The sequence below is a fragment of the Nonomuraea spiralis genome (assembly GCF_014648435.1).
In the GTDB taxonomy this organism is placed as follows: Bacteria; Actinomycetota; Actinomycetes; order Streptosporangiales; family Streptosporangiaceae; genus Nonomuraea; species Nonomuraea spiralis.
The window spans coordinates 189,544-216,251 of record NZ_BMRC01000015.1; the positions used below are offsets into that span (position 1 = coordinate 189,544).

At 70.2% G+C, this 26,708-nt stretch carries 29 protein-coding genes and 1 riboswitch; of the genes, 9 read left to right on the forward strand and 20 right to left on the reverse strand.

Translation table 11 applies throughout. The features are described 5' to 3' along the window. Positions 1-5 precede the first annotated feature (5 nt). The 3 genes from IEZ27_RS32925 to IEZ27_RS32935 all read right to left on the reverse strand — a co-directional run bounded on the left by IEZ27_RS32925 (position 6) and on the right by IEZ27_RS32935 (position 5,644). On the reverse strand, positions 6-1,835 hold the full coding sequence (locus tag IEZ27_RS32925) for a hypothetical protein (protein WP_189650810.1): 1,830 nt from the start codon (positions 1,833-1,835) through the stop codon (positions 6-8). Further along, positions 1,820-2,587, reverse strand: a complete 768-nt coding sequence (locus tag IEZ27_RS32930; RefSeq protein ID WP_189650811.1) for an ABC transporter ATP-binding protein — start codon at positions 2,585-2,587, stop codon at positions 1,820-1,822. Before IEZ27_RS32930 ends, IEZ27_RS32925 begins: the two co-directional genes overlap by 16 nt. Positions 2,588-2,848: 261 nt before the next feature. Further along, complete coding sequence (locus IEZ27_RS32935) at positions 2,849-5,644, reverse strand: AfsR/SARP family transcriptional regulator (RefSeq protein ID WP_189650812.1); 2,796 nt, start codon at positions 5,642-5,644, stop codon at positions 2,849-2,851. Positions 5,645-5,947: 303 nt separating this feature from the next. Between IEZ27_RS32935 and IEZ27_RS32940 the strand changes: the two genes are divergently transcribed. Continuing rightward, positions 5,948-7,327 carry a CBM96 family carbohydrate-binding protein gene (locus tag IEZ27_RS32940; protein WP_189650813.1) on the forward strand — a complete coding sequence of 460 codons (1,380 nt, stop codon included), beginning with the start codon at positions 5,948-5,950 and terminating at the stop codon, positions 7,325-7,327. Here the strand turns inward: IEZ27_RS32940 and selA are convergent. Next, a complete protein-coding gene (selA, locus tag IEZ27_RS32945; RefSeq protein WP_189650814.1) occupies positions 7,273-8,655 on the reverse strand; it encodes an L-seryl-tRNA(Sec) selenium transferase in 1,383 nt (460 codons plus the stop codon). The genes IEZ27_RS32940 and selA overlap by 55 nt on opposite strands. Before the next feature lie 179 nt (positions 8,656-8,834). On the opposite strand from selA, the gene IEZ27_RS32950 reads away from it, so the two are divergent. Both IEZ27_RS32950 and IEZ27_RS32955 read left to right on the forward strand, forming a co-directional pair. Beyond that, positions 8,835-9,836 (forward strand): NADP-dependent oxidoreductase, encoded by a 1,002-nt coding sequence (locus IEZ27_RS32950; RefSeq protein WP_189650815.1) that lies wholly within the window; start codon positions 8,835-8,837, stop codon positions 9,834-9,836. A 42-nt stretch (positions 9,837-9,878) separates the two neighbouring features. Continuing rightward, the gene (locus tag IEZ27_RS32955; RefSeq protein ID WP_189650816.1) at positions 9,879-10,289 is read left to right on the forward strand and encodes a MerR family transcriptional regulator; all 411 of its coding nucleotides are present in this window, start codon (positions 9,879-9,881) and stop codon (positions 10,287-10,289) included. Here the strand turns inward: IEZ27_RS32955 and IEZ27_RS32960 are convergent. The 11 genes from IEZ27_RS32960 to IEZ27_RS33010 form a co-directional block, all read right to left on the reverse strand. Beyond that, positions 10,286-11,389 (reverse strand): hypothetical protein, encoded by a 1,104-nt coding sequence (locus IEZ27_RS32960; protein ID WP_189650817.1) that lies wholly within the window; start codon positions 11,387-11,389, stop codon positions 10,286-10,288. The genes IEZ27_RS32955 and IEZ27_RS32960 overlap by 4 nt on opposite strands. Beyond that, entirely contained in the window at positions 11,386-11,889 is a 504-nt protein-coding gene (locus IEZ27_RS32965; protein ID WP_189650818.1) for a SigE family RNA polymerase sigma factor, read from the reverse strand. Before IEZ27_RS32965 ends, IEZ27_RS32960 begins: the two co-directional genes overlap by 4 nt. Before the next feature lie 72 nt (positions 11,890-11,961). Continuing rightward, positions 11,962-12,354: a MauE/DoxX family redox-associated membrane protein gene (locus tag IEZ27_RS32970; RefSeq protein WP_189650819.1), complete on the reverse strand. Its 393-nt coding sequence runs from the start codon at positions 12,352-12,354 to the stop codon at positions 11,962-11,964. Beyond that, positions 12,351-12,893 (reverse strand): hypothetical protein, encoded by a 543-nt coding sequence (locus IEZ27_RS32975; RefSeq protein WP_189650820.1) that lies wholly within the window; start codon positions 12,891-12,893, stop codon positions 12,351-12,353. The genes IEZ27_RS32970 and IEZ27_RS32975 overlap by 4 nt, the downstream gene beginning before the upstream one ends. A gap of 18 nt (positions 12,894-12,911) precedes the next feature. Next, positions 12,912-13,085: a hypothetical protein gene (locus tag IEZ27_RS32980; protein ID WP_189650821.1), complete on the reverse strand. Its 174-nt coding sequence runs from the start codon at positions 13,083-13,085 to the stop codon at positions 12,912-12,914. A gap of 9 nt (positions 13,086-13,094) precedes the next feature. After that, complete coding sequence (locus IEZ27_RS32985) at positions 13,095-13,607, reverse strand: hypothetical protein (RefSeq protein WP_189650822.1); 513 nt, start codon at positions 13,605-13,607, stop codon at positions 13,095-13,097. Then, the gene (locus tag IEZ27_RS32990) at positions 13,604-14,104 is read right to left on the reverse strand and encodes a hypothetical protein (RefSeq protein WP_189650823.1); all 501 of its coding nucleotides are present in this window, start codon (positions 14,102-14,104) and stop codon (positions 13,604-13,606) included. The genes IEZ27_RS32985 and IEZ27_RS32990 overlap by 4 nt, the downstream gene beginning before the upstream one ends. 10 nt (positions 14,105-14,114) lie before the next feature. Further along, positions 14,115-14,864, reverse strand: a complete 750-nt coding sequence (locus IEZ27_RS32995; protein ID WP_189650824.1) for a hypothetical protein — start codon at positions 14,862-14,864, stop codon at positions 14,115-14,117. A gap of 383 nt (positions 14,865-15,247) precedes the next feature. Beyond that, the gene (locus tag IEZ27_RS33000) at positions 15,248-16,132 is read right to left on the reverse strand and encodes a hypothetical protein (RefSeq protein ID WP_189650825.1); all 885 of its coding nucleotides are present in this window, start codon (positions 16,130-16,132) and stop codon (positions 15,248-15,250) included. Between the two features lie 107 nt (positions 16,133-16,239). Further along, positions 16,240-16,860, reverse strand: coding sequence for a GNAT family N-acetyltransferase (locus tag IEZ27_RS33005; RefSeq protein WP_189650826.1), 621 nt, complete (start codon positions 16,858-16,860; stop codon positions 16,240-16,242). Positions 16,861-16,867: 7 nt separating this feature from the next. Next, positions 16,868-16,959: riboswitch (SAM riboswitch) on the reverse strand. Positions 16,960-17,080: 121 nt separating this feature from the next. Beyond that, a complete protein-coding gene (locus IEZ27_RS33010) occupies positions 17,081-17,320 on the reverse strand; it encodes a hypothetical protein (protein ID WP_229824570.1) in 240 nt (79 codons plus the stop codon). 307 nt (positions 17,321-17,627) lie between these two features. On the opposite strand from IEZ27_RS33010, the gene IEZ27_RS33015 reads away from it, so the two are divergent. Next, on the forward strand, positions 17,628-17,855 hold the full coding sequence (locus IEZ27_RS33015) for a tautomerase family protein (protein ID WP_189650827.1): 228 nt from the start codon (positions 17,628-17,630) through the stop codon (positions 17,853-17,855). 220 nt (positions 17,856-18,075) lie between these two features. On the opposite strand, the gene IEZ27_RS33020 is transcribed toward IEZ27_RS33015, so the two are convergent. Next, the gene (locus IEZ27_RS33020) at positions 18,076-19,758 is read right to left on the reverse strand and encodes an RDD family protein (RefSeq protein WP_189650828.1); all 1,683 of its coding nucleotides are present in this window, start codon (positions 19,756-19,758) and stop codon (positions 18,076-18,078) included. An 84-nt stretch (positions 19,759-19,842) separates the two neighbouring features. Further along, positions 19,843-20,496: a TetR/AcrR family transcriptional regulator gene (locus IEZ27_RS33025; RefSeq protein ID WP_189650829.1), complete on the reverse strand. Its 654-nt coding sequence runs from the start codon at positions 20,494-20,496 to the stop codon at positions 19,843-19,845. 110 nt (positions 20,497-20,606) lie between these two features. Between IEZ27_RS33025 and IEZ27_RS33030 the strand changes: the two genes are divergently transcribed. Further along, positions 20,607-21,566: an alpha/beta hydrolase gene (locus IEZ27_RS33030; protein ID WP_189650830.1), complete on the forward strand. Its 960-nt coding sequence runs from the start codon at positions 20,607-20,609 to the stop codon at positions 21,564-21,566. Positions 21,567-21,891: 325 nt separating this feature from the next. On the opposite strand, the gene IEZ27_RS33040 is transcribed toward IEZ27_RS33030, so the two are convergent. Continuing rightward, the gene (locus IEZ27_RS33040; protein ID WP_189650831.1) at positions 21,892-23,208 is read right to left on the reverse strand and encodes an RCC1 domain-containing protein; all 1,317 of its coding nucleotides are present in this window, start codon (positions 23,206-23,208) and stop codon (positions 21,892-21,894) included. A 179-nt stretch (positions 23,209-23,387) separates the two neighbouring features. Here IEZ27_RS33040 and IEZ27_RS33045 point away from each other — a divergent pair, with 179 nt between their 5' ends. Both IEZ27_RS33045 and IEZ27_RS33050 read left to right on the forward strand, forming a co-directional pair. Beyond that, positions 23,388-23,894 carry a hypothetical protein gene (locus tag IEZ27_RS33045; RefSeq protein ID WP_189650832.1) on the forward strand — a complete coding sequence of 169 codons (507 nt, stop codon included), beginning with the start codon at positions 23,388-23,390 and terminating at the stop codon, positions 23,892-23,894. Between the two features lie 109 nt (positions 23,895-24,003). Further along, complete coding sequence (locus IEZ27_RS33050; RefSeq protein WP_189650833.1) at positions 24,004-24,396, forward strand: hypothetical protein; 393 nt, start codon at positions 24,004-24,006, stop codon at positions 24,394-24,396. Between the two features lie 20 nt (positions 24,397-24,416). Here the strand turns inward: IEZ27_RS33050 and IEZ27_RS33055 are convergent, their stop codons facing one another. Then, complete coding sequence (locus tag IEZ27_RS33055; RefSeq protein ID WP_189650834.1) at positions 24,417-25,217, reverse strand: helix-turn-helix domain-containing protein; 801 nt, start codon at positions 25,215-25,217, stop codon at positions 24,417-24,419. A gap of 88 nt (positions 25,218-25,305) precedes the next feature. On the opposite strand from IEZ27_RS33055, the gene IEZ27_RS33060 reads away from it, so the two are divergent. Next, positions 25,306-25,686: a nuclear transport factor 2 family protein gene (locus IEZ27_RS33060; protein ID WP_189650835.1), complete on the forward strand. Its 381-nt coding sequence runs from the start codon at positions 25,306-25,308 to the stop codon at positions 25,684-25,686. Positions 25,687-25,858: 172 nt separating this feature from the next. Here IEZ27_RS33060 and IEZ27_RS33065 read toward each other — a convergent pair whose 3' ends face one another. Next, entirely contained in the window at positions 25,859-26,188 is a 330-nt protein-coding gene (locus IEZ27_RS33065; protein WP_308427319.1) for a RidA family protein, read from the reverse strand. Between IEZ27_RS33065 and IEZ27_RS55350 the strand changes: the two genes are divergently transcribed. Next, entirely contained in the window at positions 26,165-26,230 is a 66-nt protein-coding gene (locus IEZ27_RS55350; protein WP_308427320.1) for a hypothetical protein, read from the forward strand. The two genes, IEZ27_RS33065 and IEZ27_RS55350, sit on opposite strands and share 24 nt — an antisense overlap. The last annotated feature ends 478 nt before the right edge of the window (positions 26,231-26,708 follow it).

The window sequence follows — 26,708 nt, forward strand, 5'->3', positions numbered from 1 at the left end:
GGGACTTACCCTCCTTTTCGCCTGGTAGTCGACGTGGACGAGCTTAGACGCATCGGGATGAGGATGGCGTAGCCGTACATCAGCAGCCCGATCGCGATCATGAAGATGATGGTCGGCCACTGCCAGATCGGCGGGAGGTACAGGGCCAGGAACCAGACGCGCTCCTCGACACCCAGGATCTTCATGACCAGAGGCGCCAGACCCTGCGGGAACAGGGGGAGCCAGGCGATGAGGTACGTGATCGTGACGCCGATGCGGTGGCGGGTGGGCAGATCGGCGGTGGTGGGCTTGTCGGGCTCGGAGGGCGGGCCGAACTTCATGAGGTTGAGCAGTTCGATCCCGTGGCTCTCCAGCCTGCGGTAGGCGATCTTGCCCAGGCCCCAGGCGGTGAGGACGCCGGTCAGCACGCCGGTGATGACGCCGGCCCAGGGGGCGAGGAGGATGGCTCCGGCCGTGGGCAGGGCGGTGGCGGGGACCGCGAGCAGCACCAGCCAGGCGAGGCTGGTCTCGGCGGTCTCGTCGGCGCCGGTGCTGAGCGGGTTGCCGCCGCGCTTGTGCGGGTCGGTGCCGGGGACGAGCGAGGTGACGGCGAGCAGGACGATGACCCCGGCGCCGCCGCCGAGCAGGGCGGGCAGCAGGCCGAGAACCCACGGCCAGGCCCAGGCCAGGCCGCTGATGAGGGTGCCTGCCAGGGAGAGGACGAGCGCGGCCGGGCCGACGATGACCAACCAGGCCAGCTGACGGCCGCGGACGTCGGCGCGTTCGGCGCCGGGGGTCATGAGGGTGAGCCACAGGGCGGTGCCGTCGGAGCCGTACAGGTTGGCCGAGGTGGCGGCTCCCATCACGACCGCGATGAGACCCGCGAACGGGACCATGACCCAGGCGTCGATGGTTACCAGCAGGAGGGGCATGACGACGGCGTAGGACAGGGCGGTGGCCAGGAGCTGGATGCGGACCAGGTCACGCCACCAGACGCGCAGTTCCTTCGCAGCCACGATCCGGGCGCCGTACGCCACAGGAAGCGGGCGCGGGGTGCCGCGGCGGGGCGGCACCCCGCCCCGCGCGGCCGAGACGACGCGGCGCGCGAGCAGGCCGGACCAGGCGGCCAGGAGGAGGACGATCACGGCGGCATTGGCCGCGAGGATGGCCAGGGCGAGGAACCAGGGGGCTTCGATGGCGGCCACGCCCCATCCCGACGGCAGGACGCGGACGAAGAGGTGCGACCACGCGGCGGTGTCGGCGCCGCCCAGCGCCGCCACCGGGGCCCAGCCGTTGCCGCACAGGGCGATGGCGGTCCCGGTCACCACGCCGACCGCGGCCGCGGTGGCGCGGGATCGGACGAACAGGCCGATCAGGGCCACGATCACACGGGAGATCATCACCATCGTGACGAGCGTGAGGACCGCTGCCGCCAGGCCGATGAGCACGCCTGCCGGGCCGAAGCGCCAGCCGTACACCGGCAGTGACATCAGGGCGACGAGGTTGACCGCCGGTGCGGGACCGGCGAAGGCTCCGGCGAGCAGTGCCGCCGCGATCCGGCGTGGCGTGGCCGGGAGCATGGAGAAGTACTCGGGACGCAGGGCTTCGCTGCCGCCCCCGATGAAGATGGGGCCGAAGATCCAGCCGGACAGCCAGACCGCCAGCGTGACCGGCAGGTAGACGGGCCACAGGACGGCGACGGCGATCGTTCCGAAGGCCAGGACCAGCCCGAGCGAGACGCCGGTGTAGAGGTTGGAGGCTTTGTCGCCGCGCAGGGAGTTGCGCATGAGCGTCAGCCGCATGCGGATCATGTGCTGGGCCATGGCGGCCGGGCCGGGGGTCAGGAGGTGAGCCATGTCAGTCCCTCCGTCCCGCTGGTGCGGGCGCCGACGAGGTCGACGAAGGCGTCCTCCAGGGTTCCGGCGCCGCGTACGTCGGCCAGCGGCCCGGCGGCCACGACGCGGCCGTCGGAGATGACGCCCACGTGGTCGCAGACCTGCTCGACGAGGGCCATGACGTGGCTGGAGATGATCACGGAGCCGCCGCTGCCCGCGAACCTGCGCAGGATGGCCCTGATCGTGGCTGCGGAGACGGGGTCGACGGCCTCGAAGGGCTCGTCCAGGACGAGCAGGCGGGGCGCGTGCAGGAGGGCGACGGCCAGGCCGATCTTCTTGCGCATGCCGGTGGAGTATTCGATGACCAGGGTCTGCTCGGCGGAGTCGAGTTCGAGGACCTTGAGGAGTTCGTCGGTGCGCTCGGCGACGACGGCGGGGGGCATGCCGCGCAGCAGGCCGAGGTAGGTGAGGACCTCGCGGCCGGTGAGTCGTTCCGGCATGGCGTTGCCGTCGGGCAGCACGCCGATCAGTCCCTTCGCCTGGACGGTGTCCCGCCAGACGTCGACGCCGAAGATCTCGGCGCTGCCGGCGTCGGGCCGGAGCAGGCCGACGGCCATGGCCAGGGTGGTGGTCTTGCCGGCGCCGTTCGGGCCGACCAGGCCGTAGAAGGAGCCGGCGGGGACGGTGAGGTCGATGTCGTCGACGGCCAGGTGGTCGCCGAACGCTTTGCGGAGTCCGGTGGTGCGGAGGGCGGGCTCGCCGTTTGTTGGCATGCTCTGAGCCTCCTGCGGAAGCGGGAGGTGGCGGATCGTCCGTACGGGGAGCGGGGTGGTGGATGCAGACATCAACCGATCGGTTGATGCGGGCAAGCAGCCGCTGGTGCCACCGGACACCCCGCCGGTATCGCCTCCTGGCCGTGCCCGATGTCCGCGAGCCGGTGTCCCGGTCCCGGCCGCCTGGTCTGCATCAACAAGATCGGACTTCGGCGGCTCGGGGTTCGTGCCCGCTCGCGCGGGACGAGTCCGCGTACCGGGTCAAGGGGTGTCGAGTTCGGCGAGTTGTTCCTGGACGCGTTCGGCGTCGGTGTCGCGTTGTTGTGCCTGGTAGAGGCTGAGGGCCTGACGCCAGGAGCGGCGGGCCTGGTCGGGACGGTCGAGGGCCACCTGGGTATGGCCGAGACGGTCCAGCGTGTCGGCCTCGTTGGAGGAGTAACCGAGCCCCTGGAACAGGACGCGGGCCTGCTCGTAGAGTTCGAGCGCCGCGGTGTACCGGCCGGTGTGGTGGGCGATGTAGCCGAGGCTGCTCAGCGTGTCGGCCTCGCCTTCGGGCTCGTCGTGCTTGCGGTAGATGCGGAGCGCGTCCTCGCACTCCGTCAGCGCCTCGTCGTACCTGCCGGCCTCGGCGTGGAACCATCCGGCGGTGGTGAGTGCGTCCGCTTCCCACACCGGGTTGACGAGGGTCCGGTACAGCTGTGCGGCGCGGGTGAGGTGGTCCGCCGCCGGCCGGGTCGCGCCACGGGCCTTCTCCACCCACCCGAGGGCCATGTGGATGTGGGCTTCCGCTGTGGTGTCCCCGGTGTGCTCGGCAAGCGCGAGAGCGTGTTCGAGGTGGTGGTGGGCGTCGTCGTGCCGTCCCAGCTCGGACCAGGTGCTGCCGAGGAAACGATGGGCCTGGATCTGTACGGCGAGGTCGCCCAGTCGTTCGGCGGCGACCAGGCCCACCTGCCACAGGGCGAGATCCTCGTGCCCGTGGCCGCGTCGCCGGTGGAAGGTGCGCAGTGCCCACGCCAGTTGCCACACCGAGGTGTCCCACCGCTGGTCGTCGGCCAGCCGGTGCGCGGCGAGCAGGCAGGCGTGTTCCGCCTCGAACCACGACAGGGCTGCCGCCTGGTCCGCCAACGGCTCGGGACGGCATCCGTCGACCGGGACGTCGAGGCTGATGGGCTCCCGATGTTGCTGCTGCAGCCGGTCGCCCGCGTAGGCGGTGTGGACGTAGAAGTCGACCAGCCGGCGCAGGGCGGCGACGCGGGTGGCCTCAGCCAGGCTGCGGTGAGCTTGTTCGGCGGCGTACGCGCGGATCAGGTCGTGCATACGATAACGGCCGGGCAGATGTTGCTGGACCAGATGCGCGGTGTCCAGCCTGCGCAACATCGCGCCGGCTCGGGCGAGAGGCAACGCGGCGAGGGAGGCGGCGGCCGAGAGGCTGATGTCCGGTCCGGGGACCAGGCTGAGCAGGCCGAGCAGGTCTGCCGCGTCGGTCTCGAGGGCCTCGTACGACCAGGAGAACACCGCCCGTACGCTGAGGTCCGCCTCACCGGCGTCCAGCGCGTCCAGCCGCGTGGAGTGATCGACAAGCTCCTGGGCGAACATCGACAGCGGCAGGCCGGGATGGGCGGCGACGCGGGCGGCGACGATGCCCAGCGCCAGAGGCAGTCCGCCGCAGCATCGCAGCAGGTCGTGCGCCACTTCCGGCTCGGTCGCGAGCCGGTCGGCGCCGAGGTGCCGCATGAGCAGGTCGCGTGCTTCCGTGTGGCCGAGCACGTCCAGCAGGATCAGGCGAGCGCCGTGGGTGACCACGAGGCTGGTGAGCTTGTTACGGCTGGTGATCAGTACGGCGCAGGTGGAGTCGCCGGGCAGCAGCGGGATCACCTGGCTGCTGGAGGCCGCGTTGTCCAGGACGACGAGCATCCGTTTGCCCGCGACGAGACTGCGGTACAACGCGGCCTGCGCGTCGGGGTCGGCGGGAATCGCGGTGGGAACGACACCGAGGGCGTCGAGGAATCCGCGGACCGCCGTGGTGGGGGACACCGGTTGTGTGCCGGGGGCGAAGCCGCGGAGGTTGACGTAGAGCTGCCCGTCGGGGAAGCGTTCGGCCTGTTGGTGTGCCCAGTGCAGGGCGAGCCAGGTCTTGCCGATGCCGCCTGTTCCTCCGATCGCGGAGATCGGCATGCGGTCTCCGGGGGCGGCCGGCTCGTCCAGTGCGGCGGTGAGGGCACGCAGTTCGTGGGCCCGGCCGGTGAACAGCTGCGGTGGTGCGGGGAGTTGCCGCGGTATCGGCGACGAGGTGGCCGCGGGGGTGATCGTCGGAGGGGCCAGCGCCGGGTCGGCGGTCAGGATCTGCTGGTGCAGCCGTTGCAGCGGCGGGCTGGGGTCGGCGCCGAGCTCCTCGGCCAGCCTGGTGCGGATGTCCTGGTAGCGGTCGAGGGCGTCGGCCTGACGGCCGTTGCGGTAGAGCGCGAGCATGAGCTGCCCGGCCAGGCGCTCGTCCAGCGGCCGCTCGGCTGTCTGCGCCCACAGCGCGGCCGGTAGCTCGTGATGCCGGCCATGGCGCAGCAGCAGGTCGGTGCGGTCCAGCTCGGCCCTGGTCCGCTCGTTCTCCGCCTCCGTACGGGCCGCGCGACTCCAGGGGGTGTCGAGCTGGGCGAAGGGCTCCCCTCGCCACAGCGCCAAAGCCTGGTCGAACAGGTCCATGGCCGCCGTGCCGTCACCGGTGGAGCGTGCCATGGCGAGGAGCTGGTGGAAGTGATGCAGGTCCACGATCCCCGGGTCCAGGGTGAGCACGTACCCGCCCGCGCGGCGTCCGATGCTCACCTCGCCGGTGACGGCGAGGGCTTGGCGCAGCCGGCTGAGGTAGGTGCGCAGCGTCTCCCTGGCGCGGTGCGGAGCGTGGTCTCCCCACACGCGCTCCACCAGCTGATCCGCCGAGACCGGCCGGTTGGGGTCGGCCAGCAGGGCGGCCAGCAGGCTTCGCTGGCGGGCCGGCCCGATATCGAGCGGACGTTCGTCCACGTACGCCTCGATGCTGCCTAACAGCCGGAACTCGACGGCCATGCCGCTCTCCAATCCTGGGCTGTTCCATGATCTTGTATAGCGGCATTGACAAGCCGATTCAATGTTTCTTCCATTCTTTATCAACTGCCGTACGTGCACGATGTGCTCTGATCAGGCGAACAATGTTCCGACCATCCGGGAGGCGGGGGAGGGAGAACATCGCCAGGTCTTTGACGCACGCCAAGCGGGCGGACGTACGAAATGCAGCTCCCATGCCATTCTTTCGGATCCTGCCGAGGCCTGCTTCGCTGTTTTCCGGAGAATGTCCGACCGGGGACGAGTTCACAGACAAGAGGGAGAGACGTGCGACAAAGAAGGCTCCGCTCATCCGCGAGGTTACGAGTCTGGGCACTCCTTCCGGGCCTGCTGCTCGGGGGCCTCGCCCCCCTGCCGGCCTCGGCCCAGGCGGCACGGGACGGCATCGCGCCCACCGCCGACACCTACGTGGTGGCCGAGGCGCCGGGGACCGTCTACGGGACGTCGGCCAAACTGGCGGCCTCCAGCTGGAGCACCCCCTGGCACAGCCTGGCGTACCTGAAGTTCGCCGTGCCCGCCCCGCCCGCCGGGCAGAACATCGCCTCGGCCCGGCTGGAGATGCTCTACCAGAAGACCGACCAGCAGGCCGCCGTCACCGAACTGCGCTCGGTCGCCGACAACTCCTGGACCGAGTCCATGACCTACCCCGCCCGGCCCGCGCCCGGCCCCGTCGTGGCCACCGCCACCCTGCCCGCGGCGGGCGCCACCAGCATCGGCTTCGACGTCTCCGCGACGGTGCGCACGGCCGGGACGTACTCCTTCGCGATGACCAACCCGAGCGCCGAGTCCGCGACCGTCGTGCACTCGCGCGAGGCCGGCGACCTGGGCCCCCGCCTGATCGTCAGCTACACCCGGCCGACCCTGTGCGGAGCCTCCTTCGCCGCCGAGAACGGCGAGACCTACCAGCAGGCGCTGGCTCGCGAGGACTCCCTGTTCGGCGGGCTGAAGGCGGTACGCGTCTTCTACGGCGGCCTGCCCGACCCCTGGCCCGGCAAGCTGAACGCGGGCAAACGCCCCATGGTCATCTCGTTCAAGGCCGCACCCACCGCGATCGTCGCCGGAACCCACGACGCCGCGATGCGCGCCTGGTTCGCCGCGGCACCACGCGACCAGGACATCTACTGGACCTACTACCACGAGCCCGAGGACAACATCAGGAACGGCGAGTTCACCGCCGCGGCGTACCGCCAGGCCTGGAGCCACCTCGCCGCGCTGGCCGACGAGGCGGCCAACCCCCGCCTGCGAGCCACGCTCATCCTGATGGGCTGGACGGTGGACCCGGCCTCGGGCCGCGACTGGCACGACTACTACCCCGGCAGCACCGCCATCGACGTCCTGGCCTGGGACGTCTACAACTACGACACCACCGCCGCCAAGGGTCAGTACCTCACCCCGGCCGCCCTGCTCGACCGCACCTACGCCGTCAACCAGGCCGAGAACCTCCCGCACGGCGTGGCCGAACTCGGCAGCCACATCGCCGCAGGCGACGACGGCACCCGCCGTGCCGCCTGGCTCGACCAGATGACCGCGTACCTCAGCCGGCACGCCACCCTGTGGGCCCTCTATTTCGACCTCGACTGGTCCACGGGTGACTACCGTCTGCGCGACCCGGCGGGCCGCGCCGCCTGGACGTCCTTCTGCACCTGACCGGCAGCCGGCAGGCGGCTTCCTCCCGGCAGCGTGGCGAGGACGCCGGCCAGCAGCGTGTCGTCGTGCTCGGCCGGCACCACACGCAGGTCGAGCAGGCAGCGCCCGTCCTCCACTCGGGCGAGGACGGGCGGGTCCGCCCGGCGTAGCGCGGCGGCCGTCCGCCTGTCCAGCGCGACGGCGGCGCTCGGCAGGGACACCCCGGGCGCCCCGCCGCCGCCGACCACGCTCCGGCTGTCGACGGCCTCGGCGTCGACCCCCTTGTCACGCAGCCGGGCGGCCAGGTTCTCCGCACGGGATCGCAACGTGGCCTGATCGGCGTGCAGGCTCTCCCAGGTCGGCGTCGGGGGGCCCGCGACCGTGGCCTCCAGGGCCGCCAGCGTGATCTTGTCCACTCGGAGCGCGCGTGCGAGGGGATGGCGGCGCAGCCGGTCCACGAGGTCGGTGCGGCCGAACATCAGCCCGCATTGGGGGCCGCCGAGCAGTTTGTCCCCGCTGGTGGTGACGAGGTCGGCGCCTTCGGTCAACCAGCTCGTGACGTCGGGCTCACGGGGCAGCAGCGGTTCGGGGGTGAGCAGTCCCGAACCCGCGTCGGCGACAAGGGGGATGCCGCGCTCCCGGCACAGCTCCGACAACCGTGCCACCGGGACGTCGGCCGTGAAGCCCTCGATCCGGTAGTTGGAGGGGTGCACCTTCAGCACCATGCCCGTCCGCGGCCCGATCGCGTCGGCGTAGTCGGCGAGGGCGGTGCGGTTGGTCATGCCGACCTCCCGCAGCCTGGCCCCCGTGGAGACGAGCAGGTCGGGCAGCCGGAAGCCGTCGCCGATCTCGATCAGCTCCCCCCGGCTGATCACGATCTCGCCTCCCGCCGCCAGCGCGGTGGCCGCCAGTACGAGCGCGGCGGCGTTGTTGTTCACCACGTGAACCGCTTCGGCCGCGGGCACCGCGGCGGCCAGCGCCGCCAGCGCCGTGCGTCCCCGTCTGCCCCGGTCGCCCGTGTCGAGGTCGAGCTCGACGTCGGTGACCCCGGCGGCCAGGTCCACCGCCTGGCGGGCGGCGGCCGACAGCGGGGCGCGGCCCAGGTTGGTGTGCAGCAGCACGCCGGTGGCGTTGATCACCGGCCGCAGGCCGGCCGCCGAGGCGGGCAGTGCCGCCAGTACGGCGGTCAGGACGTCCTCCGGCGAGAGGTCTCCATCTCTGGCACGCTGCTGCACCTCGACGATCACGGCTTTGACCTGGGCGTGGCCGAACCGCCGCCGCGCCTCGACGAGCCGGGGGTCGGCGAGCAACGTGTCCGTCCGCGGGATGGATCGACGATGGTCTGTCACGCTAGGGATGTCCGGATGAGCGCGATAAGCACGATGTCTCCAGGTCTCGTACTGGGCTGATCACGCATCATATGATCATCCGCCTTCACGAACGGCACGGACACCGCCGACCCCGTCCGGCGGCTCGCCGCCTCGGGGCTTGACCTTCACGTACACGTCAATGTCTACGGTCGGGGGCCATGAACGCACGAGAGATCCGCCTCGCCGCCCGCCCCCAAGGTTTCCCCGGCCCCGACGCCTTCCAGCTCGCCGAGACCGCGATCCCCGACCCGGCCCCCGGCCAGGTCCTCATCCGCAACCTGTACATGTCACTCGACCCCGGCATGCTCATGATGATCGGCGCCTACCCGGACATCCCGATGCCCCCGTACGAGGTCGGCGCGCCCCTGTCCGGCGACGCCATCGGCGAGGTCGTGGCCTCGGGGGAGCCGTCGCTCCAGGAAGGCGCCATTGTGCTGCACCGGCAGGGCTGGCGCGAGTACGCGCTGGCCGACGCCACGCAGGTCCGCCAGGTGGACCCGTACGCGTACCCGTCGCTGTCGACGTACCTCGGCTTCGGACTGGTCGCGTACGCCGGGCTGACAGCTGTGGCGGGGCTGCGTCCCGGCGAGACCGTCTTCGTCTCCAGCGCGGCAGGCGCCACCGGCAGCATGGCGGGCCAGCTCGCCCGGCTGCTCGGCGCCGGACGTGTCGTCGGCAGCGCGGGCACGCCGGACAAGGTCGCCCACCTCACCGGCGTGCTCGCCTTCGACGCCGCGTTCGACCACCACGACGGCCCGATCCTGGACCGGCTGCGCGAGGCCGCCCCCGGCGGCGTGGACGTCTACTTCGACAATGTGGGCGGCGAGCAGCTCAGAGCCGCGCTCGCCGTCATGAACCCGCACGGCCGCGTCGCGCTCTGCGGGGCCCTGGCCAGGCAGAGCGCAGGTGGACGGGCCGACGCCGGCCCCGGCGACCCGATGCGCCTGATCGGCAAGCGCCTCACGCTGCGCGGCTTCACCGTGGGCGACCACCTCGACCTCGCCCCCGAGTTCGGCCGGCGGCTGCGGCAGTGGCTGGCCGACGGCTCCCTGGTGTACGAGGAGACGGTGATCGACGGCCTGGAGAACGCCCCTCAAGCGCTCCTCGATCTGGTGCGCGGGGCGTACACCGGGAAGGTGGTCGTCCGCCTGACGCGTTGACGTTCACCGGAAAGTTGACGTTCTTCGGAAAGGGGACAGGGCATGCTCATCGGCGAACTGGCCGGACTCACCGGCGCCACCACCCGCGCGCTCCGCTTCTACGAGGAGCAGGGGCTGATCACCCCCGAGCGTACCGACGCCGGGTACCGCACGTACGGGCCGGAGTCGCCCCGCCGGGTCCGCAACATCCTCGACCTGCTCGCCTCCGGGTTCACGGTCGAGGACGTACGGTCCTTCCTGCCGTACCTGGGCGGGGAGATTCCCCAGGTCCTGGGTTACCACCCGCGCTGCGACGGCGACTACGAGGTCGGGGCCCGGCGGATAGCCGCGCTCAATGAGCGCATCGCGACGTTGACCCGGTTACGTGACCAGCTCGTCACCCGCATGCCCTGGCTCGCCGACCACGAGCCTGATCCGACGCGCAGTGGCGATCAGGCTCGCCGCGGAGCCTAGTGCCGGGCGCCTCCCGGCAGGACGACGGCCGCCGGCCCGGGTACGTCGAACAGCGGTCGCCGGCCCGCGGGGGAGACGACCTCCAGCTTCTGCCGCCCACGGGCCTGGTCCTGGGGAACCTGGATGACGGCGTAGCCGCCGTCCACCGGTCCGACCGGGTACTGGCCTGGCGGCAGCGGCAGGCGGGCCACCTGCCTGCCCGTGACGTCGAACTCCAGGACCGTGATCCGGTCGCCGGCGTACTCCAGGACGAAGACGCGCTCGCCGTTCGTCTGGACGGACAGCCCGTGGTCGGCGTCGGCGAGAACCCCGGCCCCGGACGCCAGGGTGACGGCGCGGCCGGTGTCCGCGTGCTTCAGCGTGACGCGTTCGAGGGGCGGCTTGCCGTCCTGGCCGTGGTCGAGGAGGAGCGGCTCGCCCGACGGCAGCAGGCCGACCGGCTCCTGCCCGGATGGCGGGTCGAGTTGGCCGGTGCGGCCGCTCGGCAACTCCAGCGTCCGATAGGTACGGACGTCTCCGCTGGCGTGGTAGCCGACGATCAGCCGCCGGGAGTCCGCGGACCACACCCACGGGCTGTACGCGCTGTCGGCGTCGGGGGCGGCCGGCGGTTCGAGTCTGTGCACGGCGTCGCCCAGCAGGTCCCTGACCTCGTACCCGCCTTTGACGGGTTGTCCGAGCCAGCGTCCGTCGGGGGAGAGCGTGATGTTGCCCGGCGGGCTGATGGTCCGCTCGCCCAGCAGGTACTGCCGGCCGTCCGCGAGCAGCAGGAACGTGGGGCACTGCGACTGGCAGGCGGTGTAGACCAGGGCGCCCCGCCCGACGGGACCGGTGGCGGGCAGCGTCGGCGCCTGGGTGGGCGGCTCGACGGCGTGCGCCGGTGACACCACGGTCACCGTGGCATCCGGCGCGGCGGGGGAGCGCGCCTGGAAGGCGGCGAGGCCGCCGGCGATCACCACGAGGACGGCCGATCCGGCGACCAGCACCCTGCGGGTCCTGCGGGTCCTCCGGGTACGAAGCGCGGCGAGTGCCCTGTCGGCGTCGGCATAGTCGCGAGCCTCCTGGCCGAGACGGTGAAAGGCCTCACCGAGAGCCCGGTTCATGAGCGCACCTCCGCTTCGAGCAGTCGGGGAGCCACCTTCCGCAGGCGTTCGAGCGCGTCGTGGGTGTGACGTTTGACCGTGCCGACGGAGCATCCCAGCTCAGCGGCGACCGCGCTCTCGGACAGATCCTCATAGAACCTGAGATAGAGCACGATCCGCTGCTTCACGGTGAGCACGGTCAGTGCCCGCGACAACGCGACCTTCAGGTCGGTCCGCGCGGACTCGTCCGTGGACGGCGGCGACTCGGGAAGCACCGCGGCCGGGACGAACGTCAACCGGCGGGGCCGCCGCCAGGTGCGCAGCTGGTTGATCATGACCTTGCGGACGTAGGGTTCCGGGTCACCCCGTCCGGCCAGCTTCCGCCAGCGTGCCGCGACCTTGACCAGCGCCTCCTGCACCAGGTCCTCGGCAAGGCCGTGATCCCCCGTGACCACGTAGGCCATACGCGACAGCGCCGGACCACGCGCGGCCACGAACTCGCGGAACCCGTCGTCTGTCACCGGCCCAACCCTCCGTCGTGGACGCCTCACCTACAACACTCATCGAGACCGGCGGAAGGTTGAGTCGGTTCTTCAGACCGCGGCACCCCACAGTGTCAGCCCCAGCAGCAGGACCAGTGCGGCCCTGCCGAACGTACGGGCCGACGCCCGCTCCGCCGAGCCGAAACACAGGCAGGGGGCCGCCTGCTCTCCCATGACCAGGAGATACGTCTGGGCCGCCGTGAACGACAGACCCAGGCACGTCCCCGTCACGCCCACGACCAGGTCGTCGGCGACGAGAGAGAAGGCGGCCAGCGCGACGAGCGCCTCCACGGTCACCACCGTGAAGGCGCCCATCTGGGCCACCCGTCCTTGGAGCCCGAAGGTCGCCAGGCTGCTCCGGAACGCGCCGAAGTTCCGCGCCTTCCCGAGCACCGCCAGCGCCAGGACGATGCCCAACCCGTAGCGGGCGACGAAGGCGATCACCCGATCACCAGCAACGCCACCACGGGCACCGCGAGAACGACGAACAGGACCTTCAGCTTCGGAAGTGTGAAGTAGAACGCCGTGTCCGCCTGCATCCTGTCCCGTGCCAGGGCGAAGGTCAGGATCATCATCGCCCGCGCCGCCGCGAAGCCGGCGCCCGCGAGGAGCGCCTCCTCCCAGGACGCGAGGAACAGGATCGCGACCGCCATGATGTGCGGCAGCCCTGTCGGAGAGTACGTGCGCATCCCCGTGCCCATCTCGGCGCCGAACTGCACGGCACCCCAGAAGGGAATTCTGGTGACGAACTGCGGCACGAGCCGCGCGTTCTGGAGCAACGGGAAGGACAACACGTCCAGCTCGCGCAGCATGAAGACCACCGCTGCCACGGCGACCAGGACCTGCAGAACCACTGTCGGGAACGGAGCCCGCAACACGGAGCCGACGACCACCAGCACGAACGTGACGGCGCCCGCTCCCAGGAACAACCCGGCGATGAAGCCGGCGACATCAGCACCCCGCCGGACCGACGAGGACAGCACCCAGGCGCTGTTCAGGCTTCAAACGGAGCCCGAGAGGGAGAAACCGGCGACAAGGGCGGCCACCAGCCAGGTGAAGCCCTTCGTGTCCCCGCCCGCAACCCTCGAATACAGCACCAGGGCCTCCGCCGCCGCGATCAGTGCCAGACCTGGCACCAGCAGACGGACGGATGTTCTGGTGGCGGAGTCGCTCATGAACTCGGGTCAGATCGCCGTACGGCAGATGGAGAAGCGGGAGACGTTGCCGCCGCCGCAGTCGTGGTACTCGTACCAGCCGTCGGAGCACATGCGGCGGGTGCTGGTGGTGCCGCCGCCGTACCACTTCCAGGCGTTGTTGCCGTCACAGCTGGAGGGGTTGTGGGTGTACCGGAGGTTGTAGCAGGTGCCGGACGCGCCGTCGTTGCGGTGCCACGAGCCGGAGCAGTTGCCCGAGTAGAGCGCGGACGAGGGCACGCAGACGGAACCGGCGTCGGCGAAGCCGTGGCAGGTCTCCCACACGGTGTAGGCGGCGGCCGTGGCGCCGCGCGGCTTCGACCAGGGCAGGAGGTCGAGAACGCCCAGCCCCGTCGCCACCGCGGCGCCGGTGGCGATGCCGAGCACGCGCCGCCTGCTCCAGCCTTCCCGCTTGGCGCCGACAAGCGTCGGCAACGCCTGCTCGGGCATCTCCTCGGCGCTCGGTATCTGGTCGAGTATCGAGGTCCGCTTCTCTGCCTTCACAGCTTCACTTCCTTCTTGTTGGCTACCGCTCGCTCGACGATCTCCGTGAGCGCCTCTCCCGACCCCACCGGGGCCGTGAACACCACGACGCCGTGCTCGTCCACGACGAGCAGGGCCGGGGCGTACGGCACGCTGGCCGCGCGCCAGATCGCCGGGTCCCTGATGACCCGGACGGAGGCGGGAAGGGACTTGTCGAACCCGGGGTCGTCGGACAACACGGTGAACGACAGGTCCGAGGGAAGGGTGGCCGCCATGTCGGCGGCAGCGAGCAGGACGTCGTCGCAGATGGGGCAGCGACGGTTGACCTTGATGACCATGGTCGTGCTACCGGGGACGGCCAGCGCGTTCGCCCGGGCTTCGGGGCCCGTGGTGGCGAAACGTACGCCGACGCCGTTGTAGGTGGCCAGTTCGAGTTCGCGTACCCGCCGGTAGAGTCCGGCGCCCCCGGCGAACAGCAGGGCGACCAGGACGGCCAGGATGATGACCACTGCGGTCATCGGTTCCACGTCAGGCCCGCCACTCGACGCGCTTGACCTTGTTCAGGAAGTCGGCGGCGGTCTCAGGGGTTCCCGCCGCCGCGCGGGCCGCCACGCCTGCCTTGTTGTAGTTGGGGGCGTTCCAGGGGTGCAGGGTGACGATGGCGGTGTCGGTGACCAGGAGGAAAGGCGTCGCCTGGTCGGTGGGAGGCGCGGGCAGCCGCCACAACTCGCCCGAGGGCGCACCGAAGCCTCGCCACTTGGGGATCCGGTTGATCCCCGCCTGCTTCGGCTCGACCGTCATGGTGCCGACGCCCGCGATCGACATCGCGTAGAGCTCCATGGAGACGTCGAAACGCCTGCCTCCGTCGCTCGTCATGCCCTCGGGGGTGTCGTGCCACGTCACACGGCTGAACGTGTCGACGATGTCGGCCGACTCCCACTCGGGGGTGTAGAAGAGCCCGTGCACCATGTGCCACGGGCCCAGCCATGCGGCCCATCTGGCGTCGGACGGGTCCTCGCAGTCATATACGACGACCTCTCCGCCGGCCAGCGAGAAGCGCTCACGCTCACGTCCCCGGACCGAGTTGACGCCTGCCGTCAGGGAGGACAGGGGAGCCAGTTCCAGCCCCCAGGTCTCCGCAGTGGTCTTCCGCGCCCCGTACTTGGGGGTGTAGCGGACGTGACCGGTCCAGGAGGCCAGTGAGGTGGCCTCGGCGTCCTCGACTTCGAGGTGGAGGAAGGCGTTCTTGACGGTCCGGAGAGTGGATAAATGCGCCATTTAGCCCCTAGCCTTTCGTGGCAGTTTGCGGGCGCTAGATCATTTCGGTGGAAGCCTGGCATGCGCCACCATCCGGGTCAATACACAAGATCGTTAACTTTTTGCCGTCCGATCCGGGGCGGCACGGCGGCTTGCGGGGCCGGTGTCACGGTGATGTTCCTTGATCACGATGAGCAACCTGACGGCCGAGGCCGCACCCGTGGCGGCGCCGATCGGCGCTCCGGGCCGGACTCCAGCCGTGCGGCCCACACCTGCTCCAGCGCGTGGTCGTTCCACGACCGACCCGGCCGCATCCGCGAGGTCCGGTCGGGCAGATCGGCCGCGACCGTGATCACCCGTATCAAGGACATCCGTGATCACGGTGTCGCAACAGCGTCGGGTGGCTAGTTCCAGGCGCCGGGAACCTCGTAGGGCACCTTGCCTTCGAGTTGCCCCTGGTCGAGCACCTCGCTCTGCAGGGGCAGCGCAATGGTGACCTGCCGTCCCCAAGTGGAGAAACGGGTGTCCGACGTCACGCGGAGCACGGACCCCTTCCAATGGTGCAGGACTCCCTTGGCCGTAACCCGCTCCACCAGTCCGGTCGTGCTCAGACGGAGGGTGTAGGAGATGGTGCTGACGGGCTTGCTCCGGGAGTAGCCGAGGAAGCGCGAGGCAAAGGACTGGGATATCTTGACCAGCTTGTCCGACGTGATCATGCCCTTCACCACCCCGCCCCGCCAGGACGTGCGATGGGCCAGCAGCGCCTTGAGCGTGGCGGGCTCCAGGACCTCCAGCAGCGGGTTACTGGCAGGCAGATCGGTGTACGCATAGCGCACCCAGCTCGTGCCCCGCGGCAGCACGTCGGCGAATCGGGGGCCTGAGACGTAGTCGTCGTAGCCCGACGAGATCACCCTCAGGGGCAGCTCGTCAACAGCGAGTTCCTCAGCCATGCCGAGTTTCTTCAGAGCGCTGATCATCGTCTTGCTGAACTGCATACGCTGGGACGTATCAGAGGCGATCTCGCCTTGCGGCCCGAATCCGATCGTGCCGTCCAGGTCTAGGGTGTAGAACACACCGCCACCGTGATCCGACTTTGCGGTGGCCACGATGTTCACGCCCTTACCGCGGGTCAACGCGGCTCGGAGCGCTTCCACCGGGTCGTTCCCGCGCGCCGCCTGGGCGGGGACGGCGACAAGCTGCGCCAGGCCCGCGATCAGGATGACTCCCACGACGGTCCGCTTCATCACGTTCCCCTGGAAATGGTCGGAAAGACGCACAATCTTGTGCATACGAGATCAACTGTCAAACCAAACTGTGCAGCCTGTCTACGGCGACCGTGCGACACTCACGGGCCTCGCAATCGGCCACGTGTGCAGGGGGAGGCCGAGCCGGACACTCAACCAGCCCTTCCCGCCGTTCCGGGGAGGGTCAGGAGCGTCTGCCTGACCGCCGGCCATTCGGAGGCGACCACCGCGAACATCGCCGAGTCCCGCAACAACCCCTCCTCGCCGGGCGCCCAGGACATCGACCAGTTGCGCAGCACACCTTCGAAGCCGATACCGAGCCGTTCCAACGCCCGCCGGCACCGGTGGTTTCGGGCATCGGTCTTCAGATCGACCCGGGCGACACCCATCGTCTCGAACGCGTACCCCAGCAGCAGGAACTTCGCCTCGGCGTTGATCCCGCCGCCCTGCGCCGACGCCGCGAGCCAGGTGAACCCGACCTCGATCGCGCGCAGACCCGGCCGATCCGGCCACGACCGTGGATCCCAGAATCCCGTACACCCCACCGCCCTCCCATCACTCACCCGGACCTGCGCGAACGGCGTCAACCCACTCCGGGCCGACTGCGCCGCCACATACGCCCGTACGTCGCCGCCGCGGGGAACCAGCGTGAACCCATAAGACGCCCGGTCCTCTTCGACGGCCTCAGCCAGGTCGGCCACGTGCGCCATCGTCAACGGCTCCAGCCGTACCAGCGAACCAGTGAGCACGGGAACATCGAGCCGAACGCTCATCAGACCTTCCTCATCGTTCCTGGCTTTGGCACCTTGCCCGCACTGAGCAGGTTGCCGGACCGTCACAGGGCCAGGTCCCTCGGATCCTCTGGATGATCAACGGAGACCGATCCTGCCCAACAACCGAGAACCGCGTCAACACAGAGATCGCAACTGGGCGGAACGAGCCCGCCGAGCAGCCCGTCCATCCGGTTCTTCATCCGGATCTCTCGGTGACGGGTTACGAGCTGCGCCGGTGGAGCCAGGTGTTCAGGGGGGCGCGGGCGCCCGTACGGCTGATCGGTGCCGCTGGGGTGAGGTGGAAGCCGGCGGCGCGGCCGGCCAGGCCCTGGCCGCGGTGCGCGGCGCCGACCGCGTAGGCCGGCTCCACCTCCCCGGGAGCGCCGGTGAGGAACAGCAGGATCTCGCCAAGAGGTTGGCGGCCGTCGGTGGTGATGGCGCCGTTGGAGGAGGTGGTCATGGGCGAAGGTCAGCTTTCGGGAGTGGTGGAGAGTCACCGGGCGGCATCGCGTATCAGGACGGTGGAGGCATTCGTGTCCGGCGACACCGAGGGGCAGCGGCAGGTCGCCGAAGCCGGGTCAGGGAGCGTCCGGATCGAGAAGCCTTGAACAGGCGAGCTCACCAGCATCAACCCCCGGCTCGCCTCAATGGCCGAGCATCGACGACAGCCAGAGGTGGGGCCGGGTTTGTCCCTCACATCCAAGGGCATGTCGGCTGAACGGCGTGAGGTGCCATCGGTGCACCGCATCGAGAGGGAGGGGAACCCCATGCCACTCATCAACGTGAAGGTGATCGAGGGCGTGTTCAGCGGCGCCCAGAAGGCCGAGATGGTGAAGAAGCTGACCGACGCGATCGTCGCCATCGAGGGTGAGCACATGCGGCCGCTGACCGTGGTCGTCGTTGAGGAGATCAAGGACGGCGACTGGGGGGTGGCGGGTAAGCCGGTGACGGCCGCGGAGGTGAAGGCGCTGGCCTCAGGCACGCGTTCGGGATGATGTCCTTCGGCGGGCGGTTCGCGTAGCCGATCACAGCCCCGCGTGGGGCAGGCTTTCGGTTCAGGGCGCAGCGCGTTCTCGCCGGACTTCCTGTCGGCGAAGATCTTGCGGCTGGCCATGCTCCTCAAGGCCGGATGCGGTCACGTACGGACGCGCGGTCGATGCCCAGATATGCCATCAGTTCTGCCGCGGGATCCGGGCCAAGGGGGATCGGCTGTTGTCAGGCCGGTTTGTCCACCACGATCGTCCCGGACAGGCGGTCGTGCAGGCTGCGTCCGGAGGGGTCGATCGTGGCCCACAGTCCGTCCAGGACCAGCAGGGCGATCCCGATCTGCGGGGTGAAGGCGAGCAGCGGGAAGATCAGCGCCCGTACGGCCAGCCTGCCCCACGCGGGCCGGCGGCCCGTACCGGCGGTGACGATCCGTACGCGCATGACCAGCTTGCCGACCGTGTGCCCGCTCAGCGCATAGAGGAAGACCGGCAGCACGACGAGCAGCCACTCGACCTCCTCGAAGATCATCTGCTGCCATGCGAGGTCCAGCAGTCCGTGATCGAGGGGCAGTGCATCTGTGACGCCCAGCTTGAGCAGGGTGAGGAGGATCGCGACCACGACCGCGTAGTCGATCAGCAGCGCCGCCACCCGGCGCGACAACCGCGCTCGCACCGGCCCGACGGCCGGAGCCATCCACCGGGACGCGACCAGCACCAGTACGGCCGCCACCAGCAAGGACGCCGTGAGCCAGCCGCCCGGCACCTGGACGCCGACGTCCTGGACGTCCTGCACGGCATCGCCGTTCACGTATAGGGCGCCGAGGTCCTTGATCCCCGGGGTCGAGCAGCAGAGGTCCGTGTCGAAGCGGAATGTGGTGAGAAGTTGCCGGGCGACCGCGATCGCGGCCAGCATCCCCGCCACCCGCCGGCCCACGGGAGCCGGGCCGCGCAGGCAGACGCAGGCCAGTACGGCGACCGCGGGCACCCCCCACGTGATCACGAACTCCACCACGCGACCGGCGTCGTCGCGCAGCGTTTCCAGGAACGACCTGAGCATGCCGGAGCCGGACATGCGACGTGCCCACTCCGAGGGCACGGGCGGCCACGACTGCCAGGTCGGAAAGGCGGCGGCGGCCAGGGCGGCCGTCCAGATCAGCGAGACCCACCGCGGGACCGCGGATCGCGGGGGAAGGCTCGCCACCACGGCAGGACGTGCCGCGAGCCGCCGCCTGAGCACGATGTAGCCGACCAGCGCCGGATAGGTCAGCAGGCGGGCGGGCTCGCCCGGCATCGCGTCGAAGCTGAGCCAGTTCAGCAGGCCGCTGTCCATGCTGGAGGGCCAGCCGTCGGTCAGAACGACGGCGAGGGTGACGAGGTAGGCGACGATGAGGTAATCGATCAGGAACACCAGCCCCGCCCGCCGGATCGGCGTGCCGGCGGGCTCCTGGGCGGGGCCCGATGCGTGCGTCGCGAGCAGCACCAGCGCGGCGGAGATCAGGAGGGCGTACTCCACGGGCCCCCAGGAGCCGAGCACGGCCTCGAACCAGTCCGGGCTGAACAGATCGAGCAGCCCGCCGCACGGCTCGTCCTCGCTGTACCAAGGGGTGAGCGGTCTCACGATCGCGATCAGGACGAGGAACCCCGCGGCCCGTCGCCCGGCCGCCGCCGAACGCCGGTGGCCCAGGGCGGCGAGTACGACGAGCACCGGGATTCCCCAGGTCACCACGAGTTCCGTCAGCGTACCGAGGTCCCCGCGCAGCGTCAGGAACGGCGAGATGCGCTCCAGATCCCAGAAATCGCCCACGCACATGTAGGACTGCGACTCGGCGTCTTCGGGCTGCCAGGCGATCCAGGTCGGGTACGCGGCGGCGGTCAGGGCGGCCACCCAGACCAGCAGGGATAATCGCGACAATCGGGGCTCCAGTCGTTCGGCGCGACAGCCTACCGGTGATCTTCAGGTGCGACGCCGAGACAGCCCGCGGGCCGGGAGGGCGCCTCAGGGAATCGCGGCCTCGATCCGGGCGAGGTGGGCGGCCAGGATCTCGTCGAACGCGTCGCTGCGGTCGGCCCCGAGGGGACGGATCTCGCGGGCGAAGTGGGCCAGGGCGGGGAAGTGGTCGGGGTCGGCACCGAGGACCGCGACGCGGAACTGTTCCATGCCCTGTTCGTACTCGCCGGGGGTGAGGGTGGCGATGCCGGCCTCGGAGGCGATCAGCGCGGCGAAGAGGATCACGATCCGGTGGTAGCGGGACGGAATCTCCTCCTCGGGCAGGCCCGAGGCCCACAACGCCTGTAGCAGCTCCTCCATGACCAGCCGGGAACCGGTGCCACCGGACCCGTAGCGTCCCCAGATCGCGGCGAGTTGCGGGTGCCGGCCGAAAGCCTCTCGCAGGCGCTGGGCTGTCGCGGTGATGCGCTGCTTCCAGTCGCCGTCGGGGTGGTAGCCGTCCATGGCGGCCGCCAGGATTCGGTCGGCGACCGCGCGCAGCAGCTCGGTCTTGTTGCGGAAGTGCCGGTAGAGGCTGGAGGAGTCGGTGCCGAGCACCGCGGCGAGCTTGCGCACGCTGAACGACTCGGCATCGCTCGTACGCAGCAGATCCGCCGCCGTGTCCAGGATCTCCTCTGTCGACCAGCGCCTTCGACCTGCCATCTCGCCCCTCTCGTCCTGTTCAGACTAACCTATGCACGCACTGTTGCACGCACCGCGTGCATAATGGAGGCACACCCCCGGCCGGGGGAGATGAGAGGAGAGACGAGGACATGAACGAGACCACTGCCGTGCAGCGGCCGCCGGAGCCGGACTTCTCGGCGATGACGACCGAGGAACTGATCACCTACCGCACTGCGGAGAACCGCTGGCGGGCGTCCGCCGCGGCGCGGGCGTTCCTGGGGGAGCCGGACCCCGGGGCCACGATCGAATGGCAGGACATCGCGCTGCCGGGACGCGACCTTCCGGTCCGGGTGTACCGCCCGGCGCCGGGCGACGGCGAGTCCGCCACCCCGACCGCCCTGCCGCTCGTGGTCCATGTGCACGGAGGCAGCTTCGTGGGCACGGCGGCGCAGTGCGACTGGACCAACAGCCACCTCGCCGCCCGGCTGCCCGCGCTCGTCGTCTCGGTCGAGCACCGCCTCGTCGCCCCGGACAGCCCGCTGGCCCACGCCGCCGACGACGGCTGGGACGTACTGAGGCACCTGGTGGAGCACGCCGCGCAGTGGGGCATCGATCCGACGCGCACGGCCGTCTTCGGCGAGAGCTTCGGCGCGCTGGTCAGCGCCCTGACGGCGATCCGGGCCCGGGAGGCCGGCCTGCGGCTCCAGGCGCAGGTGCTGGTCAACCCCGCGGTCGAGGTGACCGGGACGATGTACGACTATCCCTCGGTCACCGAGTACGCGTACAGCCCGTCCCCCGCCCTGCCGCTCCTGCGGATGTTGCGGCGGCTCGCCGTGCCGCCGGGGACCGACGCCCGCGCGTTCTCACCGCTGTACGCCGACGATCTGGGCGGGCTCGCCCCCGCGCTGCTCGTGGTGCCGACCCAGGACGCGCTCGCCGATCACGGCCGCCGCTACGCCGAACGGCTGCGGGCGGCCGGGACGTCCGTGCGGATCACCGAGTACCCGGGGGCGCGGCACGCGTTCCTCACCCTGCCAGGGCTGGAACCACAGGCCCAGGCCGCCCAGGCGGAGATCCTCGCGTTCCTCCGTACGGCCCTGGAGGGGTGACGATGCACACGAGGAGTGCGGTGCCGGTCGACGCGAGTGACTTCTTGAGTTCCGTGGTGCGTGGCAGGGTGTCGACGGCCGCGGAGGCGACCGGGGCAGGGCGGCGTCGGTGAGCTGGGCTTCGACGACACGGGACAGGAAGCCTTCCAGCGCCCGCCTGGGGTCGGTGTCGGCCGATGCCTGCTCGCCGTACGCGGTCAGGGCTTCGAGGCAGGGGAGGGCGACGGTCTCCAGCAGTGCTTCAGGGGTGGCGAAGTGCCGGTAGACCGTGGCGACACCGAGGCCCGCCCAGCGTGCGACGTCGTTGAGCTGCAGCGTCGCGTGGTCAGAAGCAGCCGTTGCCCGGCTGGACCGCGACGACGATGTCGACCTTGGACCCCGCCGGTACGGTGCTGCCGGGCTGAGGACTCTGGCTGACGACCTCGCCCAGGTGGTTGCACAGACGGCTGTCGGGAGTCGTGTCCTTGGTGCCCAGCAGGAGGCCGACGGCGAGGAGTGGCCGGCTCGCCAGGACCCCCAGCGTTCCGGTCAGGTCGGGCACCACGACGGATCCCGGCGCCGCGACGGCCAGGACCGCGATGCCGGCACTCGCGGTCACCACACCGCTCAGGCCGTTGACCGCGGTCGGACTGATGACGGGGTTGTTCTGGCTCGCGACGCCGTTGCCGGCCTGGCCGAAGGTGTTGTCACCCCAGTAGCGCAGCGTGCCGGCGGTGTCGACGGCCAGGCTCTCCCCTTGGCCCGCGCTGACGTGGGCGACGCCGGACAGGCCGAGGTGGACCGGGGTGGCGTGGTCGGTCACCGTGCCGTCGCCGAGCTGGCCGGCCCAGTTCCTGCCCCAGGCCCAGACGGTGCCGTCGCCGCCGAGGGCCAGCGTGTGCCCGCTGCCCGCGGCGATCTCCTTGATGCCGGACACGTGCCGGTCCACGCGGACGGGCATGGGACGGTCCGTGGTGGTGCCGTCCCCCAGCTCGCCGGAGAAGTTGGTGCCCCAGGACCAGACCGAGCCGTCGTAGCGCAGCGCCATCCCGAACTCACCCGTGGCGGACACCTGAGTGATCCCGTACGGGACCTTCACGCGGACCGGGGTCGCACGCTGGACGGTCGTTCCGTCGCCCAGTTGCCCGAAACGGTTGAGCCCCCAGGCGAACACCTCGCCGTTCGACCTCAGGGCGAGGCTGTAGCCGGTCCCGGCGGCGGCCTGGACGACGCCGGTGATGGGCACCTTGACGGGGGACGGGGTGCGGTCGGTGGTGCCGTCGCCCAGTTCGCCGAAGTCGTTGCTGCCCCACGCCCAGAGCGAGCCGTCCCGTCCGACGGCCAGGGTGTGGCCGATGCCGCTGCTGACCTGCTTGATCGGCGGCAGCCCGGGCACCGGCTCGGGAATCTGTTGCGTTCCATTGCCCCAGGTCCAGAGTGAGCCGTCGGCGTGCAGGCCGTAGCTCTCCAGGTAGACGCCGCTCACCTGGACCACGTCGTGCCCGCCCGCGGAGACCATCGGGATCGGCCGGGTCACGGGGGTGTCGTTCGTGCCGTTGCCGACCTGGCCGAAGAAGTTGTACCCCCACGCGTGGACGATGGGCGCGGTGTCGGCCACCGCGGCGGACGTGTGGAAACCGGTCGCCAGCACCAGCACGGCCACAACCGGAACCGAACGGATCCCTCTGAACAGCTTCAACCTCGCCCCTCTCCGGTGAATCGCTTCTACCGGCAGGGCGTTCCATCCCGTTCCATGAGCAGGCGGCGGATTCGGGACCGGCGCAGCCGCGCTGTCCCGTTAATCGCGTGGATCGTACTGCGGTGTCTTGTCACAATCGTCCGATGCGATTGTGGACGGTGCAGCACCGGGCGGTGCTGGTCTCGCTGGAGACCGACGACGAACTGGCCGGCGACTGGGCCCGCCTGTCGATCCCGTCGTACCGGCCGGCGTACGAAGAGATGGTGGCGGAGATGGCCAGGCGTGGCCTCGACTGCCGGGGCCGTCCGCCGGTGTGGGCGTGGCCCGGTCCGGACACCCGCGACAACACGGTGGCCGTGACGGCCGAGGCCCTCCTCTGCCCGCAGACCGACGAGGAGTTCGCCCGCTATGTCGTCCTGGACCTGGACGTGCCGGACGACATGGCCATGCTCAGCTCGTACGGACGCTGGAACGACTTCATGGAGGCGGTCCTCCTGGGCGGAGGGCCGGCGATCATGGACTGGACGATCGGCCAGGAGGAGATCGCCGGCGTGCAGGCCTGCCTGCCATGCCTGCCGGCCGAGTACGTGCTCGGCGCCCGCCCTCTGGAACCGTTCGACTGGGCGAAGGAGGAAGCCGAGAACTCCTGACCTCGACGGCGATCTTCCCCGCGGACAAAGCCCCCATCCGCGCCTCGCTGTCACAACGGCGCCGGCTGTCTCGTCCTTGCGGTGCTTGCAGTCGAGACAGGAGGTCGTCATGGCACAGGTCGTCACGAGAGTGGTCGTGGCCTTGAGCGCGGTCTACACGCTGGTCTTCGGCGTCTGGATGTGGGGGTGGCCGCGATCGTTCGCCGAATACGTCGACTTTCCGCCTCATGAGCACTTCCTGCATGACCTGGGCGCCTTCCACCTCGGCATCGGGATCGCCCTGGTGTCGGCGCTGGTGTGGCGGGACGCCATCGTGGTGGTGCTCGTCGGGTTCGCCACGGCCGGTCTGATCCACGCGGTGAACCACGCGATGGACGCCCACCTCGGCGGCGCCGCGAGCGATCCCTACGTGATCGGCGCGCAGACCCTCGTCGCGGTGGTCGGCATCGTGTTCCGCGTACGCCATCTGCGGGCGCGCCAGGCCAAGAAACAGGTGCGATGAGGGTGCCGCCCGCCGGTGGGTCAGGCTCCGCGGTCCCGGAGGCTGTCGGCCTTCGTCCGGAAGAACCGGGTGGTGTCGTCATCGGCGGGAAAGTACGCCTCCACGGCGATTTCTTCCAGGGTGACGTCGAAGGCGGCGCCGAACGTCGTGATGGTGTTGACGAAACACAGCTCCGCGCCGCGATGGCGGATGCGGATGGGCAGCGCGATGTCGGCGGGATCGGGCGGCGGCGGATCGGCGTCGGGACCGTAGGTCAGCAGTTCCTCGTACAACGCGCTCAGCTCCGCGTCGCCGGTCCGCGCCACCTGGCGGGCGAGCCGGGGCAACAGGAAGGCGCGGACCTGCCCGAGGTTGCGCAGCCGCGGCGCGAACCCGCCCGGACGCAGGCCCAACCGCATCATGTTGACCGGCGGCCGCAACAACGCCGCATCGACGTCCTCCAGGAAGACGTCGATCGCCGCGTTCGCGAACAGCAGGTTCCAGCGGCGGTCCACGACGAGCGCCGGGTACGGTTCGTGTCCCCGCAGGATCTGCTCCAGGACGTTCCGCGCGGAGGCCAGCTGCGGATCCTCCAGCGGCCGTTCCCGGACGACGGGCGCGTGCCCGGCCGCCACCAGCAGGCGGTTGCGTTCGCGCAACGGCACACCCAGATGGTCGGCCAGCCGCATCACCATCGGGCTGCTGGGAATGGTCCGTCCCGTCTCCACGAAGCTGACGTGCCGGGCGGACACCTCCGCCTGTATCGCCAGATCCAGCTGGCTGAGCCCCCTGCGGTGCCGCCACTCGCGCAGCAGCTCACCGACCGGCCGGTCGTGCGTCATACGGCGATTGTCGCGTCGTCCTGTCGACCACCGCGATTACATGCCATGTAATCGACGGGGCCGGGCGGCCCCTGGGACGGTGATCCGCATGAACGAGAACAGCAAGGCCGTACGCAACAAGGAGCTCGTCCTCCACGGATTCACCCGGTTCGCGGCGGGGGACATCGACGTGCTCCGTACCCTCCTGGCGAAGGACTTCGTCGAGCACAGTCCGGGCAATCCGTCCGGGCGGGAGGCGTTCATCGCGTACATCGCCGAATCTCCCGTGGCCCGCGCCCGGCTCGACCTCAAACGGGTCGTCGCGGACGACGAGCACGTGGTGATGCACTACCGCATGACCACGGACGACGACCCGCGCGGCATCGCCGTCGCCGACATCTGGCGGGTGGTCGACGGGGAGATCGTCGAGCACTGGGACGTCGTCCAGCCGGTGCCGGAAGACTCCCAGGTTCCCCACGGGATGTTCTGACCCGAGTACGTCCCGGGCGGGGCTGCGGTTCCTTCACGGTGGAGGGCAGGGCGAGCACGGCCACCGCCCCGGCGGTCACGAGGCCGGCGCAGACCCAGAACGCCAGGGCGTACCCGGAGGTCGGCGCGCCGGTGCGGGCGGCGGCCGTCAGCGGTCGCGTGCCCCGAGGGCGTCACACGACGGCGACGGCGTCGACCTCGACGAGGAACCCGGGACCCAGGCCGGCCACGACGTGGACGGTGATGGCGGGCGGCGGGTCGGCCCGGTTCCACACCTCCTGGAACGCGGCCACACCCTCGTCGAACGTGTGACCGTCCACCACGGCGATGCGCCAGTGCACGATGTTCGCCAGGCTCGCCCCTTCGCTCTCCAGGATGGTCGCCAGGTTGCGGAACACCTGCCTGGCCTGCTCCCCGACCGTGGGGCCGACGACCTTGCCGTCGACACCTCCCGCCCCGGCGCCCGCCGCTGGTGCGCGATGGAACGCTGCGGCAACCGCCACAAGCTCCGCGCCCTGCGCGCCCGCCAGGCAATGGAGTCGTGAACGCCAGTATCACCAGCCGCGAAATCATTAATTATGGAACAGCGAGGTAAGTACAGAAAGAGATATCGGGCACCGCGACCTATGGAAACGTAAACGCCGACCGTTTATCCTGCCGGACTTGTCCTGCCAGGGTCGCGCCGAAACCGGCCTCCGTCCCGGTTCTCCGCTTCACTCTTGTTCGTCCGGGGCTACCGCCATGCAGCACTGCGGCGGCTTTCTGTGTTCCCTCGTCCCACGCGGCCCTCAGGCCCTCATCCTCCTCATGGGCATCAACGACGACGCGGCGTCCCGCGACCGTTTTGGAACGGCATCTCACCGTTCAAGATACGCGACTTAAGTGATCTTTCCCGGGTGGGTGTGACCAGCGGTAACACAAATGTCGGTATGCCTACCGATGAACATACGTATTTTCGAGCCGTCAGCAAACGCTTAGCGTCTGGCGGCAACAAGGCGAAACGGTCCGCTTGCTCTCCCGTCA

Coding starts and splice junctions, on each gene's coding strand:
- IEZ27_RS33045 (WP_189650832.1), top strand. CDS start 23,388: ATGCGATTGTGGACGGTGCAGCACCGGGCGGTGCTGGTCTCGCTGGAG.
- IEZ27_RS33005 (WP_189650826.1), bottom strand. CDS start 16,860: ATGAGCGTTCGGCTCGATGTTCCCGTGCTCACTGGTTCGCTGGTACGG.
- IEZ27_RS32980 (WP_189650821.1), bottom strand. CDS start 13,085: ATGAGCGACTCCGCCACCAGAACATCCGTCCGTCTGCTGGTGCCAGGT.
- IEZ27_RS32955 (WP_189650816.1), top strand. CDS start 9,879: ATGCTCATCGGCGAACTGGCCGGACTCACCGGCGCCACCACCCGCGCG.
- IEZ27_RS33050 (WP_189650833.1), top strand. CDS start 24,004: ATGGCACAGGTCGTCACGAGAGTGGTCGTGGCCTTGAGCGCGGTCTAC.
- IEZ27_RS33000 (WP_189650825.1), bottom strand. CDS start 16,132: ATGCACAAGATTGTGCGTCTTTCCGACCATTTCCAGGGGAACGTGATG.
- IEZ27_RS33030 (WP_189650830.1), top strand. CDS start 20,607: ATGAACGAGACCACTGCCGTGCAGCGGCCGCCGGAGCCGGACTTCTCG.
- IEZ27_RS33025 (WP_189650829.1), bottom strand. CDS start 20,496: ATGGCAGGTCGAAGGCGCTGGTCGACAGAGGAGATCCTGGACACGGCG.
- IEZ27_RS32950 (WP_189650815.1), top strand. CDS start 8,835: ATGAACGCACGAGAGATCCGCCTCGCCGCCCGCCCCCAAGGTTTCCCC.
- IEZ27_RS32990 (WP_189650823.1), bottom strand. CDS start 14,104: ATGACCGCAGTGGTCATCATCCTGGCCGTCCTGGTCGCCCTGCTGTTC.
- IEZ27_RS32925 (WP_189650810.1), bottom strand. CDS start 1,835: ATGGCTCACCTCCTGACCCCCGGCCCGGCCGCCATGGCCCAGCACATG.
- IEZ27_RS32995 (WP_189650824.1), bottom strand. CDS start 14,864: ATGGCGCATTTATCCACTCTCCGGACCGTCAAGAACGCCTTCCTCCAC.
- IEZ27_RS33060 (WP_189650835.1), top strand. CDS start 25,306: ATGAACGAGAACAGCAAGGCCGTACGCAACAAGGAGCTCGTCCTCCAC.
- IEZ27_RS33055 (WP_189650834.1), bottom strand. CDS start 25,217: ATGACGCACGACCGGCCGGTCGGTGAGCTGCTGCGCGAGTGGCGGCAC.
- IEZ27_RS32960 (WP_189650817.1), bottom strand. CDS start 11,389: ATGAACCGGGCTCTCGGTGAGGCCTTTCACCGTCTCGGCCAGGAGGCT.
- IEZ27_RS33015 (WP_189650827.1), top strand. CDS start 17,628: ATGCCACTCATCAACGTGAAGGTGATCGAGGGCGTGTTCAGCGGCGCC.
- IEZ27_RS32930 (WP_189650811.1), bottom strand. CDS start 2,587: ATGCCAACAAACGGCGAGCCCGCCCTCCGCACCACCGGACTCCGCAAA.
- IEZ27_RS32935 (WP_189650812.1), bottom strand. CDS start 5,644: ATGGCCGTCGAGTTCCGGCTGTTAGGCAGCATCGAGGCGTACGTGGAC.
- IEZ27_RS33010 (WP_229824570.1), bottom strand. CDS start 17,320: ATGACCACCTCCTCCAACGGCGCCATCACCACCGACGGCCGCCAACCT.